Origin of the sequence: Kribbella italica (assembly GCF_014205135.1) — a bacterium.
GTDB lineage: Bacteria > Actinomycetota > Actinomycetes > Propionibacteriales > Kribbellaceae > Kribbella > Kribbella italica.
This window is the reverse complement of sequence record NZ_JACHMY010000001.1, coordinates 3,060,301-3,077,286: the sequence shown is the minus strand read 5'-3', so window position 1 is coordinate 3,077,286 and position 16,986 is coordinate 3,060,301. Positions and strand designations below refer to the sequence as shown.

16 protein-coding genes are annotated in these 16,986 nt (G+C 69.8%); 13 read left to right on the top strand and 3 right to left on the bottom strand.

Features of this window, described 5'->3' with window-relative positions:
• The first annotated feature begins 2 nt into the window (after positions 1-2).
• The 4 genes from hisS to HDA39_RS14200 all read left to right on the top strand — a co-directional run bounded on the left by hisS (position 3) and on the right by HDA39_RS14200 (position 5,336).
• Positions 3-1,349 (top strand): histidine--tRNA ligase, encoded by a 1,347-nt coding sequence (hisS, locus tag HDA39_RS14215; protein WP_184795688.1) that lies wholly within the window; start codon positions 3-5, stop codon positions 1,347-1,349.
• Positions 1,346-3,142 (top strand): aspartate--tRNA ligase, encoded by a 1,797-nt coding sequence (gene aspS / locus HDA39_RS14210; protein WP_184795687.1) that lies wholly within the window; start codon positions 1,346-1,348, stop codon positions 3,140-3,142. The genes hisS and aspS overlap by 4 nt, the downstream gene beginning before the upstream one ends.
• Positions 3,143-3,259: 117 nt before the next feature.
• Positions 3,260-4,213 (top strand): glycoside hydrolase family 19 protein, encoded by a 954-nt coding sequence (locus HDA39_RS14205; RefSeq protein ID WP_184795686.1) that lies wholly within the window; start codon positions 3,260-3,262, stop codon positions 4,211-4,213.
• Between the two features lie 181 nt (positions 4,214-4,394).
• Positions 4,395-5,336 (top strand): glycoside hydrolase family 19 protein, encoded by a 942-nt coding sequence (locus HDA39_RS14200; RefSeq protein WP_184795685.1) that lies wholly within the window; start codon positions 4,395-4,397, stop codon positions 5,334-5,336.
• A 7-nt stretch (positions 5,337-5,343) separates the two neighbouring features.
• Here the strand turns inward: HDA39_RS14200 and HDA39_RS14195 are convergent, their stop codons facing one another.
• Positions 5,344-5,790 carry a hypothetical protein gene (locus HDA39_RS14195; protein ID WP_184795684.1) on the bottom strand — a complete coding sequence of 149 codons (447 nt, stop codon included), beginning with the start codon at positions 5,788-5,790 and terminating at the stop codon, positions 5,344-5,346.
• Positions 5,791-5,869: 79 nt separating this feature from the next.
• On the opposite strand from HDA39_RS14195, the gene HDA39_RS14190 reads away from it, so the two are divergent.
• From HDA39_RS14190 to HDA39_RS14165, 6 genes are all read left to right on the top strand, one after another.
• The gene (locus HDA39_RS14190) at positions 5,870-6,331 is read left to right on the top strand and encodes a helix-turn-helix transcriptional regulator (protein ID WP_184795683.1); all 462 of its coding nucleotides are present in this window, start codon (positions 5,870-5,872) and stop codon (positions 6,329-6,331) included.
• The gene (locus tag HDA39_RS14185) at positions 6,328-6,756 is read left to right on the top strand and encodes a VOC family protein (protein ID WP_184795682.1); all 429 of its coding nucleotides are present in this window, start codon (positions 6,328-6,330) and stop codon (positions 6,754-6,756) included. Before HDA39_RS14190 ends, HDA39_RS14185 begins: the two co-directional genes overlap by 4 nt.
• 63 nt (positions 6,757-6,819) lie before the next feature.
• Positions 6,820-7,695 carry a hypothetical protein gene (locus HDA39_RS14180; protein ID WP_184795681.1) on the top strand — a complete coding sequence of 292 codons (876 nt, stop codon included), beginning with the start codon at positions 6,820-6,822 and terminating at the stop codon, positions 7,693-7,695.
• The gene (locus HDA39_RS14175) at positions 7,695-8,549 is read left to right on the top strand and encodes a hypothetical protein (RefSeq protein WP_184795680.1); all 855 of its coding nucleotides are present in this window, start codon (positions 7,695-7,697) and stop codon (positions 8,547-8,549) included. The genes HDA39_RS14180 and HDA39_RS14175 overlap by 1 nt, the downstream gene beginning before the upstream one ends.
• The gene (locus HDA39_RS14170) at positions 8,546-8,899 is read left to right on the top strand and encodes a GntR family transcriptional regulator (RefSeq protein ID WP_184795679.1); all 354 of its coding nucleotides are present in this window, start codon (positions 8,546-8,548) and stop codon (positions 8,897-8,899) included. The genes HDA39_RS14175 and HDA39_RS14170 overlap by 4 nt, the downstream gene beginning before the upstream one ends.
• A 124-nt stretch (positions 8,900-9,023) precedes the next feature.
• A complete protein-coding gene (locus HDA39_RS14165; protein ID WP_184795678.1) occupies positions 9,024-11,078 on the top strand; it encodes a GxGYxYP domain-containing protein in 2,055 nt (684 codons plus the stop codon).
• 7 nt (positions 11,079-11,085) lie between these two features.
• Here HDA39_RS14165 and HDA39_RS14160 read toward each other — a convergent pair whose 3' ends face one another.
• Positions 11,086-11,682 (bottom strand): AMIN-like domain-containing (lipo)protein, encoded by a 597-nt coding sequence (locus HDA39_RS14160; protein WP_184795677.1) that lies wholly within the window; start codon positions 11,680-11,682, stop codon positions 11,086-11,088.
• Between the two features lie 83 nt (positions 11,683-11,765).
• Between HDA39_RS14160 and HDA39_RS14155 the strand changes: the two genes are divergently transcribed.
• The 3 genes from HDA39_RS14155 (at position 11,766) to HDA39_RS14145 (ending at position 16,549) form a co-directional block, all read left to right on the top strand.
• Positions 11,766-12,563, top strand: a complete 798-nt coding sequence (locus HDA39_RS14155; RefSeq protein WP_184795676.1) for a GNAT family N-acetyltransferase — start codon at positions 11,766-11,768, stop codon at positions 12,561-12,563.
• A gap of 69 nt (positions 12,564-12,632) precedes the next feature.
• Complete coding sequence (gene secA2 / locus HDA39_RS14150; RefSeq protein ID WP_184795675.1) at positions 12,633-15,119, top strand: accessory Sec system translocase SecA2; 2,487 nt, start codon at positions 12,633-12,635, stop codon at positions 15,117-15,119.
• A 41-nt stretch (positions 15,120-15,160) separates the two neighbouring features.
• On the top strand, positions 15,161-16,549 hold the full coding sequence (locus HDA39_RS14145; protein ID WP_184795674.1) for an AAA family ATPase: 1,389 nt from the start codon (positions 15,161-15,163) through the stop codon (positions 16,547-16,549).
• On the opposite strand, the gene HDA39_RS14140 is transcribed toward HDA39_RS14145, so the two are convergent.
• Positions 16,546-16,980 (bottom strand): SitI3 family protein, encoded by a 435-nt coding sequence (locus tag HDA39_RS14140; protein ID WP_184795673.1) that lies wholly within the window; start codon positions 16,978-16,980, stop codon positions 16,546-16,548. The genes HDA39_RS14145 and HDA39_RS14140 overlap by 4 nt on opposite strands.
• Positions 16,981-16,986 lie beyond the last annotated feature (6 nt).

Genomic DNA, 16,986 nt, shown 5'->3' with positions numbered 1-16,986 from the left:
CAATGAGCAAGGTGACCCCGATCAGTGGGTTCCCCGAATTCCTTCCCGCCGACCGGATCGTCGAGCTGCGGTTCCTCGACTCGATCCGGGAGACGTTCGAGCTGCACGGTTTCGCCTCGCTCGAGACCCGCGCGGTCGAGCCGGTCGAGCGGCTGTCGAACCAGGGCGAGGACGCGGACAAGGAGATCTACGGCGTACGCCGGCTCGCGGCCGGCCCCGACGACGACGGCCCCGGCCTCGGGCTGCACTTCGACCTGACCGTGCCGTTCGCGCGGTACGTGCTGGAGCACGCCGGCAAGCTGGCCTTCCCCTTCCGCCGGTACCAGGTGCAGAAGGTCTGGCGTGGTGAGCGCCCGCAGGAAGGCCGGTACCGCGAGTTCACCCAGGCCGACATCGACGTCGTCGACAGCGGCGAGCTGCCGAACCACTACGAGGTCGAGCTGCCGCTGGTGATCGCCGACGCGCTGCGCAAGCTGCCGGTGCCGGAGTTCGTGATCAAGGTCAACAACCGCAAGATCCCCGAGGGGTTCTACCGTGGGCTCGGCCTGGACGACGTGACCACCGTGCTGCGGATCGTCGACAAGATCGACAAGATCGGCCCCGACAAGGTCGTCGAGCGCCTGGTCGAGTCCGGTGCGAGTGACAAGCAGGCCAGGCTGGCGGTTCAGCTGGCCGACATCTCCAGCACCGACACGTCGTTCGTGGAGCAGGTGCGGGCGCTCGGCGTCGAGCACGAGATCCTCGACGAGGGCCTGGAGCAGCTCAGCCAGGTGATGGCCGCCGCGGCCGAGCACGCGCCCGGCCTGCTGATGGCCGACCTGCGGATCGCCCGCGGTCTGGACTACTACACCGGCGCCGTCTACGAGATCTACCTGGTCGGCCAGGAGTCGTTCGGCTCGGTCGGCGGCGGTGGCCGGTACGACGCGCTCGCGTCCGACGGCAAGACGACGTACCCCGGTGTGGGGATCTCGATCGGTGTCTCCCGGCTGGTGCACCGGCTGGTCAGCCAGGGCCTGGTCAAGGGCAGCCGCAGTACGCCGACCGCCGTGCTGATCGCGTTGACCGCCGAGGAGGACCGCGCCGAGGCGATGCGGACCGCCGCGGCGCTGCGCGCGCGGGGCATCCCGGTCGAGGTCGCGCCGGCCGCGGCCAAGTTCGGCAAGCAGATCAAGTTCGCGGACCGTCGCGGCATCCCGTTCGTCTGGTTCAGCAACACAGCGGACGGGCCCCTCAAGGACTCAGTGAAGGACATCCGCAGCGGCGACCAGGTCCCGGCCGACCCGGCCACCTGGACCCCGCCGCAGCACGACGTACGACCCAGCATCGAAACCCCACAGGAGAACTCGTGATCCGTACCCATTCCGCCGGCTCGCTCAGGGCCGAGCACACCGGGCAGACCGTCACCCTGGCGGGCTGGGTGGCGCGGCGGCGCGATCACGGCGGCGTGGCGTTCATCGACCTGCGCGACTCCAGCGGCACCGTCCAGGTGGTCATCCGCGACGAGGAGGCCGCGCACGGCCTGCGCTCGGAGTACTGCCTGAAGATCGTCGGCACCGTCGCGGCACGCCCCGAGGGCAACGCGAACGCCGACCTGCCGACCGGTGAGATCGAGATCATCACCGAGGAGATCGAGGTCCTCAGCGAGGCCGCGCCGCTGCCGTTCCCGGTCGAGGAGCACCACGCGACGCCGGTGAACGAGGAGGTCCGGCTCAAGTACCGGTACCTCGACCTGCGCCGTCAGGGCCCGGGGGCCGCGCTTCGCCTGCGCAGCAAGGTGAACAAGGCCGCTCGCGACGTCCTGGCCGAGCACGACTTCGTCGAGATCGAGACGCCGACGCTGACCAAGTCGACGCCGGAAGGCGCGCGCGACTTCCTGGTCCCGGCGCGCCTGCAGCCGGGGTCCTGGTACGCGCTGCCGCAGTCGCCGCAGCTGTTCAAGCAGCTGCTGATGGTGGCCGGCATGGAGCGGTACTACCAGATCGCCCGCTGCTACCGCGACGAGGACTTCCGCGCCGACCGGCAGCCGGAGTTCACCCAGCTCGACGTCGAGATGAGCTTCGTCGACCAGGACGACATCATCGCGCTGTCCGAGGAGATCCTGGTCGCGCTGTGGAAGCTGGCCGGGCACGAGGTGCAGACGCCGATCCAGCGGATGACGTACGCCGAGGCGATGGCCCGCTTCGGCTCCGACAAGCCCGACCTGCGGATGGGCCTGGAGCTGGTCGAGTGCACCGACTACTTCAAGGACACCCCGTTCCGGGTCTTCCAGGCGCAGTACGTCGGTGCCGTCGTGATGCCGGGCGGCGCGGACCAGCCGCGCAAGCAGCTGGACGCGTGGCAGGACTGGGCCAAGCAGCGTGGCGCCAAGGGCCTGGCGTACGTGCTGGTCGGTCAGGACGGCGAGCTGGGCGGCCCGGTCGCCAAGAACCTGTCCGAGCAGGAGCGCGCGGGGCTCGCGGATCACGTCGGCGCCAAGCCGGGCGACTGCATCTTCTTCGCGGCCGGCCCGGTCAAGAGCTCGCGGGCGCTGCTCGGTGCCGCCCGGCTGGAGATCGGCCGTCGCGGCGGCCTGATCGACGAGTCGGCCTGGTCGTTCCTGTGGGTCGTCGACGCGCCGCTGTTCGAGCCGGCCGACGACGCGACCGCCGCCGGTGACGTCGCCGTCGGTTCGGGCGCCTGGACGGCCGTGCACCACGCGTTCACCTCGCCGAAGCCGGACTCGCTGGCGACCTTCGACACCGACCCGGGCTCGGCGCTGGCCTACGCGTACGACATCGTCTGCAACGGCAACGAGATCGGTGGCGGGTCGATCCGTATCCACCGCGAGGACGTGCAGAAGCGCGTGTTCAAGGTGATGGGCCTGACCGACGAGGAGGCGACCGAGAAGTTCGGCTTCCTGCTCGACGCGTTCAAGTTCGGCGCCCCGCCGCACGGCGGCATCGCGTTCGGCTGGGACCGGATCACCGCGCTGCTGGCCGGCGCGGACTCGATCCGGGACGTGATCGCGTTCCCGAAGTCCGGCGGCGGCTACGACCCGCTGACCGCGGCGCCGGCGCCGATCACCCCGGAGCAGCGCAAGGAGGCCGGCGTGGACGCCAAGCCGGAGGACAAGTCCGAGGCGAAGGCCGACGCCAAGAGCTAGACCCGGTTGTCCACTTGAGCAACACGCTCTCGGCAGTGGGAAAGTGACAACGCCGTGGGAATCTCCTGACAGATTCCCACGGCGTTCCCGTCCCTCCTCCCGCCCCAGGAGAACGTCATGCTCAAGCGCACGCTGTCCGCCGCCCTCGCCCTGGCCGGGCTCGGTGCCGGCTCGCTGATCGCCGCCACTCCAGCTCATGCCGTCGGCTTCCGGACCACCGCGACCAACCTCAACATCCGGTCCGACGCCTTCCTCTCGTCCTCGGTGGTCAAAGTGCTCGCCGGGCCGGCCAACGTCGACGTCGACTGCCAGAAGGCCGGCGATACCGTCACGGTGGCCGGCCGGCCCGCGACCCGGTGGTGGGCGCACCTGCCCGCCCACAACGGCTACGCGACCGTCGCCTACCTGGACACTCCCGGCGACAAGCTCCCCGGCGTACCGGAGTGCATCGTCGATCCCAATCCGCCGACCGGTGACGTGACGCTGGCCGACGTCCAGGCGATGTTCGGCAGCCGGATCGCGAACCCGACCCTGGTCAACACCGGGCTGCCGTCGCTCAACCAGGCGATGCGGGACGCCAGCATCAACACCCCGCGGCGCAAGGCGGCGTTCCTCGCGACGCTCGTGCACGAGTCGCGGCTGGAGTACAACATCCGCGAGATCGGCGACACCCGCGTGTACGGCGGACGCGGGTACATCCAGCTGACCGGTGACTTCAACTACGGCCCGGCCGGCCGGTACTTCGGGATCGATCTCCTGGGCAACCCCGAGCTCGCGCGCTCGCTGCAGTGGTCGGCGCCGATCGCGCGCTGGTACTGGACGGTCGCGCGCAACATCAACCCGATGGCCGACGCGCTGAACATGGGCAAGGTGAACGCCGCGATCGGCTACCCGGCCGGTGCGGAGGACGGGCGCCGGTGCGACTCGTTCAAGAACGCGCTGCGGTACCTGACCGGTTCGGTGCCGTCCGGGGTGATCTGCACCCGGTCGAAGGCGTACGAGGGTGACACCAGCAAGCTGACGCGGGCGCAGTTCGACGCGCTCGGGCAGGCGCCGGGCACGGTCGGCTGACCGTCGTACCGGCTCCCAGGGCACGGTGTCGTGGCAGTGACCTGTCACGGCACCGTGTGACGGGCATGGAAAGGCTTGAGTGTCAGCCAGCGTCGGTGGAAAGTGACTACGTCGCCTCGTGGGGTAGACAACTTTTCACGACGCGACGCTCCGTCCGCCCTTCCCGCCCCGGGAGCACGTCATGCGCAGATTCCGTCATCTCCTCACCGCCGCCCTGGCGCTGACCGGCCTGACCGCCGCCGGCCTCGTCACCGCCCTCCCCGCCCACGCCGCCGTCTTCCAGACCTACGGCACCGGCGTGAACGTCCGGGCCGACGCCTTCGTCTCGTCGCCCGTCGTCCGCACGCTGCCCGGCCCCACCGCGATCGACGTCGACTGCCAGAAGCTCGGTGACCTGGTCACCGTCAGCGGCGGCTCCAGCCGGTGGTGGGCGCACGTGCCCGCGCTCGGCGGGTACGTCACGGTCGCGTACGTCGCGATCCCCGAGGACAAGCTGCCCGGTGTCCCCGAGTGCGGCGGCAACCCGAACCCGCCGGCCGGCGACATCACGCTGGCCGACGTCCAGGCGATGTTCGGCAGCCGGATCGCCAACCCGTCGCTGGTCCAGACCGGCCTGCCGTCGCTGAACCAGGCGATGCGCGACGCGCAGATCAACACGCCGTACCGCAAGGCCGCCTTCTTGGCCACGCTCGTGCACGAGTCGCGGCTGGAGTACAACATCCGCGAGATCGGCGACACCCGCCCGTACGGCGGTCGCGGGTACATCCAGCTGACCGGTGACTTCAACTACCGGCCCGCCGGGCAGTGGCTCGGCGTCGACCTGATCGGCAACCCCGAGCTGGCGCGGGACCTTCGCTACAGCGCTCAGATCGCGCGCTGGTACTGGACCGTGGCGCGCAACATCAACCCGTACGCCGACCAGCTGAAGATGGGCCGGGTCAACGCGGCGATCGGCTACCCGGCCGGTGCCGAGGACGGTCGCCGCTGCGCGACCTTCCAGACCGCCATCGCGTACCTCACCGGTCAGCCGGCGCCGGCCGTCAACTGCAGCCGCACCGGCAAGCTCGCCGAGGACACCAGCAGGTTGACCAGGGCGCAGTTCGAGGCCATCGCGGGCAAGTAGACACGCCCTAGGGAAGTCGAGTGGTGAGCCAGGTGTGGTCTGGGGTGAGGTAGTCGACCTTCCCCAGGCCCGCCTCGGCGAGCAGGATCTCCAACGCGTCGTCGGTGAAGTTCTGGACGACGACGCGTTGGCTCCAGGTGCGCCCGGCCACCGTGTGGGTCATCGTGGCCGCGTCGATGTCGCCGGGCAGGTGGTCGACCTCGTGGATCTCCAGGCGGTGGTCCGGGCGTTCCATCACGCGAGGCTCGGCGAAAGAGGCTCGGTCGTGGCGTTGGAGGACGACGACTCCGTCCGGGCGTACGTGGTGGACGCAGGTCGCGAGCAGGCGCCGGCGTACGGCCTCGTCGGGGGCGTTGATCAGGAACGACATCATCAGGACGACGCCGAAGCGGCGGTCGAGGCGGAGCTCCTCGATCGACGCGCAGACGGCCTCGGTGGGGACGTGGGCGAGCATGTCGGGCGACTCGTCGACGGCGACGAGTTGGTGGCGCCGGGCGAGCGATGTCCATGCCGGTCACGTTAACCTCAACAGCATGACCTCGGTGCCGGTCGACCTGTTACCGCACCTGCGGCGGGCGCGGGATGTTGCTGACCGCAACTATGCCGAGCCGCTCGACCTGGCCGGGCTGGCGCGGGCCGCGGGCGTGTCGAAGTACCACTTCCTGCGCTGCTTCGCCGCCGAGTACGGCGAGACGCCGATGCAGTACGTCACCCGCCGGCGGATCGAGCGCGCCACCGACCTGCTCCGGGCGACCAACCTGACCGTGACCGAGGTGTCGATCCTGGTCGGCTACTCGGCGCTCGGATCGTTCACCCGGCGGTTCACCGAGCTGGTCGGGGTCAGTCCGTCGGAGTACCAGCGGACGCAGGCCGGGGCGCGGATCCCTGGGTGCTACGTGTTCATGCTCGGGCTGAGCTCCGCAATTCCGGCGAAGCCGGACGAGGCCCTGGCGCCGTACGGTCGAAGGACCAACGACCCCGAGGAGCAGCAGTGATCACCAACGTCCACCTGGTCACCGTCTACGTCAACGATCTCGACGAGGCGAAGGAGTTCTACACGACCACCCTCGGCTTCGTGCTGCGCAACGACATCACGCTGAGCCCCGAGTTCCGCTGGGTGACGGTCTACCAGCGCGACCACCCCGAGCTCGAGCTGGCGCTGATGATCCCCGGCCCGCCGATGGACGAGGAGTCGGCGGCCGCGATCCGCCGGATCATGGCCAAGGGCATGATGCACGGCGTCGGCCTGGCCGTCGACGACTGCCGCAAGACCTTCGACGAGCTGGTCGCCAAGGGTGTCGAACACATCCAGGAGCCGTCGGAACGCCCGTACGGCGTGGAGGCGGTCCTCAGAGACAACTCCGGCAACTGGCTGGTCCTCGTAGAGCAGCACCCGTACGCCGCGGAGGACTTCGCCTGATCCTGCTTGACACTCTCCGTTTGTATCAATACATTTAATACAAACGGAGGGAGCGTGGTGGAGATGGATCTGTTGTGGCTGATCGGGGTCATGGTCGTTGCCTTGGCCCTGCTCTGGGTCTTTCGCAAGAAGTCAGCGAAGGCGGAAGTCGATCGGCTGGTGCAACGCGGCGGGCTTCCGCCGGAGCCGGAGCTGGTCGCCGGGGCTTTGCGGTGGCACGAACGCCGGCAGGGAGTCCTGGTGGGTGGCACGCTGATCGGTGTCCTGGTGGGTGGGGCGATCATCGTGCTCGCCGACCAGGCGCTGGAGATCGACCTCGTCGCCAGCGACGGGCTGGATGTCCGCCTGCTCACCTGGATGCTCGCGGCCGCGGCCGCTGCCGGTGGGGTGACCTCGCTGCTGCACAGCTACCGGTCTGTCTTGGCGGTCCGCGACGACGGCCCTCGGATCGCCGCGCTGCGGCAGCGCCGGCTGACCGACTACCTCAGTCCGGTGGAGGTCGCGGTCCACTACAGCGCGGTGCTGCTGCCGTTGGTCGCGGTGGCGCTCGGGCTGGTCGTCCTCGGGAGTGACGATCATCCGTCGAGTGGCTGGATCCTGATCGTCAGTGGGCTGATGGCTGTTCCGCTGTGCGTGGCCGGTCTGTGGCTGCAGCGGCTGGCGTTGGAGGTCAACCAGACCTCCTCGGGTGAGGCGGAGCTGCGCTGGCAGGAGGCACTCCGGGCCGCGACCCTGCGCGATCTCGGGGTCGGGGTGGTGTCCGTCAGCTGGCTGCTCGGGGCGTCGGTCCCGCTGTCGTTCGAGTGGCCGAGCGACGTCCCCGGCTTCGTGGAGCCGATCGCGGCCGGGCTGTTCGTGCTGGCGATGGCGGCGCTGTGCGTGGTCTGGTCGATCGCGGCGAGCCGCCGCGGCCTGCAGAGAGCGCAGCGGGTGGCCTGATGGGAACCTCACTGGTGGTCTTCGGTGTGGCGCTGGCCCTCGGGTTGGTGGCCGTGGTGTGGGTCTGGCGTGACCGCAAGGCGACCGGTCTCAGGGACGCGTACCGCCTGGTGGAGGCGGGACTGCCGAACGAGCGCGAACTGATCGACGCCGCGGCGGCCCGGTTCGAGCAGCGGCAGATGGTGTCGACGGTCGGTGGCGCGCTCGGCGGTGCGGTCGGTCTGGGAGTGGTCGCGTACGTCGGGGCCGCACTGCCCGGGATGATCTGGTCCGCACTGATCGCCACCTTCGGTGTCGGCCTCGCGATCTGCTGGATGCACTTCAGGTCGGTCTCCGCCGCCCGAGCAGCCGGCCCGCGGGCAGCGTCGCTGCGGCCGCGCCGGCTGACGGACTTCCTGGTGTGGCCAGAGGTCGTCGTCCAGTACGGCGCGCTGGTGCTACCGCTGGCTGCCATCTGGCTCGGCGTACTGGTGGTGACGGGCGGTGACCGCCCAGGTCGTGGATGGGCGCTGCTGGGCGGGGCGGCTGTCGCCTTGGTGATCTACGTGATCGCGCTGGCGCTGCAGTCGCGCGTGCTCAGGCTGAGCCAGGCGGCGACCGGTGAACTCGAGCTGCGCTGGGAGGAGGCGATGCGAGCGGCTACGCTGCGGGAACTGCGTGAGGTGATGACGTGGTCGTGCTGGTTCCTGGGGGCAGGGGCGGCCATCTCGTTCGAGTACCCGGCGTCGGTGCCGTCCTTCGTCGAGCCGCTCATGCTTGTCCTGTTCGGGCTGGGAGTCGTGGTGATGGGAGTCGCGCAGGTGTTGGGCGCAACCAAGTGGGGGCTGCGGCGTTCGCAGCGTGCGTTCGGATGATCATCACGGTGGATCCGGCCGCCACTCGGCCGCCGTACGAGCAGGTGCGTGGTCAGGTCGAGCAGTTGATCCGGCGTGGTGAGCTGGCGCAGGGGACGCGGTTGCCGACCGTGCGCCAGCTGGCCGGGGATCTCGGGCTGGCGGTGAACACGGTCGCCCGGGCGTACAAGGAGCTCGAGGCGGACCGGCTGATCGAGACCCGCGGGCGCAACGGCACCTTCGTGCTCGCCTCGCGCAGTGAGGTCGACGACGAGGAGACCCGGGCGGCGGCGACGGTGTTCGCCCGTGCGGCCCGCCGCGCGGGCCTCAGTCTGGCCGAGGCAAGCCGGGTTCTGGACGAGGCCTGGTAGCTCACCTCGGAAACGATTCCAAATTTCTCTCCGGACAACGTTGTCGAGCTCTGTACAGCGTGTAGTGCCGTTGTTACTGTCGCCCGCATTTGACAGCGATGTCAGCGACAGGGGAGTGGTCACGATGGTCTCGAGACGAACGTTCCTGGCGGGTAGCGGCGCCGTGGCGGCCGGTGGACTGGGCTGGTTCCAGACCGGATCCGCCGCCGCGGCCGGCCAGGCCGGCCAGGCTTCCGGTCAGGTCGGCAGCGGTCTGGTGAGCGCTGCGACCGAGAGCGGAGGACGGCGGTTGCTGCCGTCCTTCGCCCGCCCGAAGCACCTGCACTACGGCGATGTCACCAAGCTCAGCGGTGGCGATCAGACCCTGCTGACCACCTTGCAGGGCGTGGTCAACCGCAGCCGCCCGGAGCTCTACTTCTCCTTCTCCACCATGGACAACGACGGAGTGGACGCGCGCTGGCTGCGCGACTCCGGCGTCCCCAGCACCCGGTACGCCGATCCGCTGGACCTGGTCGCGAAGTACAAGCGCCGGATCCGCGGCGCGATCCTGCACGACCCGGAGGTGCCCGACTCGCTCAACGTCGCGACCACCCTGGCCGGTCTGGAGAACGCCGTCGTCGCCGACGCGGCCCAGGCCAAGGCGCACGGACTCCGCGTCGTGAAGGACCTGCGCGGGATGTTCGACGACGACCGGGTGAAGACCTACCGCTGGCAGCTCACCAACCTCTTCCCGCGCTGCTCGCACCAGCTGCTCGCCGGTCTGCCGCCGACCATGGTCGTGCAGACCGAGAACGTGAACTGGCGCGAGATCGCCCGGGAGACCCGGCAGATCCGCGACGAGTCCAACCGCGGCACGTTCACCCTCGACGTCTCGCCCGCACTCGGCCAGGACGTCGTGTACGTGCGCTTCCAGGACTCCTTCGGCAACGACGGCTGGGGCCCGTCGGTGCTGTCGGTCTCCGCGAAGGCGAACGGAACGACCATCGCCACGTTCGCGCCCGGCACGCCCGAGGAGGCGCCGTACCTGTTCGACGGCCTGAACTCCTCGATCGGTGCCTCCGGCAACCGTTTCTCCGACGGTGGTGGCTACTTCATCTACCAGTTCACCCCGCCCGCCGGGACGACGAGCCTGACCGTCACGGTCGAGATGTGGAACCAGTACCTGGTCACCGCCACCGACACCGCGCCGACCCGGATCGAGCCGTTCCCGTACTTCCGCGACTACGTCGTCGCCACCCGGTCCCTGGTCAGCTGGCTCCCGCCGAACGGCCCGACCGGCGACCTGCTGCGCGAGCACTTCGCCAAGGTCGGCCCGACCACGCCGTACGCCGGCTGGTTCGCGAACGACGTCGCGGGGGAGTGGAGCGGGGTCGACCTGGCCGCGCAGGGCGGCTCCGAGGTGCTGCCGGCCGACTTCTACATGAACGGCACGGTCCACTCCGGTGTCGTGGCGCCGATCTCGGACAAGGTCAGGAAGTTCACCCCGGTCAAGCCGCAGAAGAAGATCTACGTGACGCTGACCTTCGGCGAGGGCGACAACGTGCAGTACTGCCAGCGGCACATGCGCGACCTGTGGGACGACCCGCGCCGTGGCGACGCCCCGGCGAACTGGACCGTCAGCCCGCTGCTGGCCGACATCGGTCCGGGCATCCTGAGCCACTACCAACGCACCGCGACCAAGAACGACCTGCTGGTCTGCGGCCCGTCCGGCGCCGGGTACACCTACCCCGGTGCCTGGCCCGCCGACCAGCTGGACGCGTACCTCGAGCTCTCCGGGACCTACGTACGCCGTACCGGCATGGACCTGGTCTACGCCTACAACCACCGTGTGGATGACGAGTGGGTGCCGTTCTCGGAGGCGATCGGGCGCGCGTACGCCAAGCACACGCCGATCCGCGGCATCATCCAGTCGTGGGAGAAGGGCGACCTGCTCGTCCGCCGGGGAGGCCTGCCGGTGATCGGCAACTTCTCCGCGCCCGGCAAGGCCGCCGAGTACAAGGCGGCCCTCGACGAGCACACCAAGGCCTGGACCGGCGACGCCCCGCTGTTCATCGCCGGCGGGGTGAACGCGTGGTCCTGGACCCCGACCGATGTCGCCGAGCTCGCCGAACTGCTCACCGCGCCGTACGAGCTGGTGCTGGGCAACGTGTTCTTCGACGCGCTGAACAAGGTGCTCTGACCGGCGCCTACCAGCGGTGGGCGACGTCCACGACGAGACGGTGGGCGTTGCCCGGGCCGGTCAGCAGGTGGGTCCGGAACGGCAGCCGGGCCCGGACGCCGAGCGCCAGGGTCGTCCGGCCCTCGAAGCTGCCGGCCCAGGCCACCTGGCGGAAGGTGTCGTAACCGCTGACGTTCGACACCTCGCGCAGGCTCTTCAGCGGGTACGTCGGGCGGCCGGCGTCGTCGTACGCGGGGGCCTCGACGTCGATCCGCAGCGTCGCGCCGCCGCGGGCCGGGATCGGGTCGCCGGAGCCCTCCTGGTAGACGGTCGGGACGTAGTACACCTGGTACGCCGTGGCCGGGCCGGCCAGGTCCACCACCAGCCGGTCGAAGCACGCGTGCCGGCCGGTACGGATGTTCTCGACCGTCGCCCACCGTAGCGTCTTGGTTGCCTCAGGCAATGAACCCCAGCCGGTGGCGCACTCGGCGGACGGCCGGGCGGCGGTGGTGTCGGGGGCCCCGCCGACGGCGGAACCCGCGGGGAAGGCGGCGACGGCCAGCGCCGCCAGGCCGGTCACGATCGTGGTGCGGACAGGGTGTCGAACGCTGCTGAACATGGTCATGGTCGTTCTCCCTTCCGATGCTCACTGGGTAGACGCCCTAATAGGGATGACGGTTGACATCGCGGCGAGGAAGATGGCTCCCGATGACACAATCCGCTGAGCTCCTCGACGTCTTCCACCGCCGCATCCGCCTTCCGGACGCCGACACGATCCCGGGCTGGAAGGTCGAGCACGACGGCCCGGTCCACCGCTCGTACGCCGAGGGGCCGGGTGGCGGCGGCTTCGTCGAGACCCCGCGCGGCCTCGGCGACGACCCGGACGCGGTGATCGGGCGCGAGCTGGGGTTCTTCCGTGAGCGCGGTCTGGCCTTCGAGTGGAAGACCTACGCGTACGACGAACCGGCCGACCTCGGCGAGCGGCTGGTCCGGCACGGGTTCGTCGCCGAGGACCCGGAGACGCTGATCCTCGGGGACGTCGAGACGATCCTCCAGCGGCCGCCGGCGCTGCCGTCGAAGATCGTGATCCGCGACGTCGAGGACGCGGCGGACTTCCACCGGATCGCCGTCCTGACCGACAGCTTGTGGAACAACGGTCTCGAGCGGATCGAGGAGCAGTTGGCGGGGGAGGCGCGGATGTTCCCCGACCGGCTGGTGGTCAGCGTGGTGGAGAACGCTGTGGACGCTGATGGCCCAGTGCTGACCTCAGGGTGGATCCGGTTCCATCCGGGGACCGGGTTCGCGAGCCTGTGGGGTGGCGGGACGCTGCCGGAGTGGCGGCGGCGCGGGCTGTACTCGGCGATGCTGGTGCACCGGGCCCGGATCGCCCGGGAACGCGGGTACGAGTACCTGCGGGTCGACGCGTCGCCGGGCTCGAGCCCGATCCTGCAGAAACTGGGGCTGCACGCGGTGACCACGACCACGCCGTACACCTGGACGCCGTGAGCGCCCCCGCGCGGTAACACGCGGGTCGCCGTACGGAACGACCGGGTCACGTTGTACGTTGCGGAGATCATGGCTCTGAAACTCACCTCGCGCTTCCGCCGGCTCCTGCAGCGCCCCGGCTCGATCGACCTCGGCCCGTACGAGAAGCTGACCGTCGCGGTCGGTGAGGCGGGCGAGTCCTCCACCGGGCTCACCGACGAGGAGCTGACCGAGGTGGTCGCCGAGATGCGGACCGAGGGCGGCCTCGACGAGGACGGCCTGATCGAGTTCCTCGCGCTGGCCCGCGAGGCCGGTGAGCGCGCGATCGGCGAGCGGGCCTTCGACGGCCAGATCGTCGGCGCGCTCGCGCTGCTGCAGGGCCGCGTCGTCGAGATGGCGACCGGTGAGGGCAAGACCCTGGCCGGCGCGTTCGCCGCCGCCGGGTACGCGATCGGTGGCCGCAAGGTGCACGTGCTCGCGGTCAACGACTACCTGGCCGAGCGTGACGCGGAGTGGATGGAGCCGCTGTACAAGCTGCTCGGCGTCACGGTGAGCCACGTCGGACAGGCCTCGTCGCCGGAGGAGCGCCGGGCGGCGTATCAGGCCGAGGTCTGCTACGCGCCGGTCAGCGAGGTCGGGTTCGACGTACTGCGTGACCGGCTCGCCGGCGACGTCGCGGACCGGGTGTCCGCCGAGCCGGACGTGGCGCTGGTCGACGAGGCCGACTCCGTGCTGATCGACGAGGCCCGGGTGCCGCTGGTGCTGGCCGGTGCGACCCGGTCCGAGGAGTTGGACGACGACGTCGTCCAGCTGGTCCGGACGCTGCGCGCGGGCGTGGACTACGAGGTGGACGGCGACGGCCGGTCCGTCGCGCTGACCGACAAGGGCACCGACACCGTCGAGGAGCACCTCGGTGGGATCGACCTGTACGACGACGCGAACCTCGACAAGATGACCCAGGTGAACGTCGCGCTGCACGCCGAGGTGCTGCTGCGCAAGGACGTCGACTACCTGGTCCGCGACGGCAAGGTCAACCTGATCAACAACAGCCGCGGCCGGATCGCCAAGCTGCAGCGCTGGCCCGACGGGCTGCAGGCCGCGGTCGAGGCCAAGGAGGCCGTGCCGGTCAGCGAGAGCGGCGAGGTGCTCGACAGCATCACCGTCCAGGCGCTGATCAAGCGGTACCCGAAGCTGTGCGGCATGACCGGTACGGCGGTCGTCGTCGGCGAGCAGCTGCAGGAGTTCTACGACGTCGAGGTCGCGGTCGTCCCGCCGAACACGCCGAACATCCGGATCGACGACACCGACCGGCTCTACCTGACCGTCGAGCAGAAGAACACGGCGCTGGTCGAGCACATCAAGGAGATCCACGAGACCGGGCGGCCGATCCTGATCGGGACGCACAGTGTCGAGGAGTCCGAGCAGCTCAGCGACCGGCTCGAGGCGGCCGAGGTTCCGCACGTCGTACTGAACGCGAAGAACGACGCCGAGGAGGCCGCGATCGTCGCCGAGGCCGGTGTGCCGGAGACGGTCACCGTGTCGACGCAGATGGCCGGGCGCGGTACGGACATCCGGCTGGGTGGTCGGGACGGATCCAACGGGCGCGAGCGGGCTGCCGAGCTGGGCGGTCTGTACGTCGTCGGGACCGGTCTGCACGCGTCGCGGCGGTTGGACGACCAGCTGCGTGGACGCGCCGGGCGGCAGGGTGACCCGGGTGGGTCGCTGTTCTTCGCGAGCCTGGCCGACGAGCTGGTGACGCGGTACTCGATCACGTCCGGGCTGCGGCCTTCGCCGGACAAGGCCGGCCGGCTGACCGACAGGAAGGCCGTCGGGACGCTGGAGCACGCGCAGCGGGTCGCCGACGGTGCGAACGCCGAGCTGCTGCGGACGACGTGGTCGTACAGCCGGCTGACCGAGCAGCAGCGGGCGATCGTGCTGGACACGCGGGAGAAGATCCTGGTCGACGATCTCGCGGCGGAGAAGCTGGCGGCCTCGTCGAAGGAGCGGTACGACGAGCTGGTCGAGGCGCACGACGAGGACGTGGTGAAGGACGCGGCTCGCCGGATCGCCCTCCACCACTTCGACCGCCGCTGGACCGACCACGTCGCTTATCTGGCCGACCTGCGCGAAGGCATCCACCTGCGGTCGCTGGCCGGTGGCATCGTGCACCTGAAGCCGATCGACGAGTTCAACAAGTCGGCGATCGCGTCCTTCGACACCCTGATCGACGACGCCTGGAAGGACGCCGCCGAGACCCTCTCGACCGCCGAGATCGGCGAGTCCGGCCTCGACGAGGAAGCCTCCGGCGTCCCCCGCCCGACCGCGACCTGGACCTACCTCGTCAACGACAACCCCTTCGGCACCGAAGCCGACCGAATCCTCGGCCGCCTCCGCAACGCCATCAAGGGCGACGAGTTGGTCACGGTAGAGGACAACACCCCGGTGGAACTCGCCGACGAAGACCTCCCCGAGGAACTCCGCGACCTCGACGAGGACGACCTCTCCGACGAGCTTCCGGAGGAACTCCGCGAAGCGGAGGACGACGAGGACGACGACGAGGGCGGGAAGAAGAAGTAGCTGCCGCTCGACCTGTCGGTGGGCGTAGGTAGGCTCGACGGGTGACCGAAGGCCTGTTCGATCTTCCTGGTGCTCCTGCTCCCGCGCGTGGGGGTGGGAGTCTGGCGGACGCCGATCACACGTCGGCGCCGTTGGCGGTGCGGATGCGGCCTCGGAGTCTGGACGAGTTGGTCGGGCAGCAGCATCTGCTGGCGCCGGGGTCGCCGTTGCGTCGGTTGGTCGAGGGCGACCAGCCGATGTCGTTGCTGCTGTGGGGACCGCCGGGGACGGGCAAGACGACGATCGCCGCGGTCGTCTCGCACCAGACGAATCGGAAGTTCGTCGAGTTGTCCGCGGTGACGGCTGGTGTGAAGGACGTCCGGCAGGTGATCGACGCTGCCCGGCGGGAGCTGTCGCGGCCGGGTGGGGCTGTCGAGACGGTGCTGTTCATCGACGAGGTGCACCGGTTCACGAAGGCTCAGCAGGACGCGCTGCTGCCGGGCGTGGAGAACCGGTGGGTCACGCTGGTCGCCGCGACGACCGAGAACCCGTTCTTCTCGGTGATCTCGCCGCTGCTGTCACGCTCGTTGCTGCTGACGCTGGAGTCGCTCACCGACGACGACATCGCCGTACTGCTCGACCGCGCGCTGATCGACGAGCGCGGATTGAACGGCGAGTTCGACCTGGCGGCGGACGCGAAGGACCACCTGCTGCGGATGGCCGGCGGCGACGCCCGGCGTGCGCTGACGTACCTGGAGGCCGCCGCCGGTGGTGCCAGGGCGAAAGCAGGAGCTGAGCCCGATGGTGACAAATCCGTACTGATCGATCTGAAGACCCTGGAGACCGCCGTCGACCGCGCCGCCGTGCGGTACGACCGCGCGGGAGATCAGCACTACGACGTGACCTCCGCGATGATCAAGTCCATCCGAGGCTCCGACGTCGACGCGGCGATGCACTACCTGGCGCGGATGGTCGAGGCCGGCGAGGACCCCCGCTTCATCGCGCGCAGACTGGTGATCTCCGCGAGCGAGGACATCGGCATGGGCGACCCGACCGCGCTCGGGGTCGCGATCGCGGCGGCCGAGGCGGTGCAGCTGATCGGCATGCCGGAAGCCCGGATCAACCTCGCGCAAGCCGTCGTCGCCCTCGCGCTCGCCCCGAAGTCGAACGCCGTCATCACCGCGATCGACTCCGCGATCGCCGACGTGAAGGCCGGCAAGGTCGGCCCGGTCCCGCCGCACCTGCGCGACGCGCACTACGCCGGCGCGAAGAAGCTCGGCCACGGCTCGTCGTACCAGTACTCGCACAACGACCCCCGCGGCGTCGTCCCGCAGCAGTACGCGCCGGACGTCGTCGACCAGGTCGACTACTACCAACCCACCCGCCGCGGGGGAGAAGCCGCGTACGCCGACCGCGTCGCCGCCATCCGCAAGATCCTCCGGGACCGTTAGTCCTCGGGGTAGGGCATCGAGCGGCGTTCGTACGGCGACGTCAACTGCGCCAGCAGCTCAGACGTCCAGAACGTCTCGCCGACCGTCAGTTCCGGGCCGCGTCGCAGCAGCAGGATCCGTTCGAAGTCCTGCTGCAGGACGGCGTCGCCGTCCTCCGCGTCGAGCAGTACGACGACGAGCCGCACCATCTCGGCGTTCTGCACCGCGAAGTCCGCGAACTTGTCGAACCGGAAGCCGACCGCGATCTCCGGCTCCTCCAGGACCAGGTTGGCCCGGCCGTCGAAATGGACGGTGACCAGCAACCCACCAACACTCTTGTACGCCGAGACCGGCCCGGTCCACTCCACCGCGGTCAGTGGCGGGACGAGCAGCGCACCGATGGCGTCCGGCGCCGTCGTACTGCACAGCTGAAAGGTGTACTCGATCGCCACCCGGCC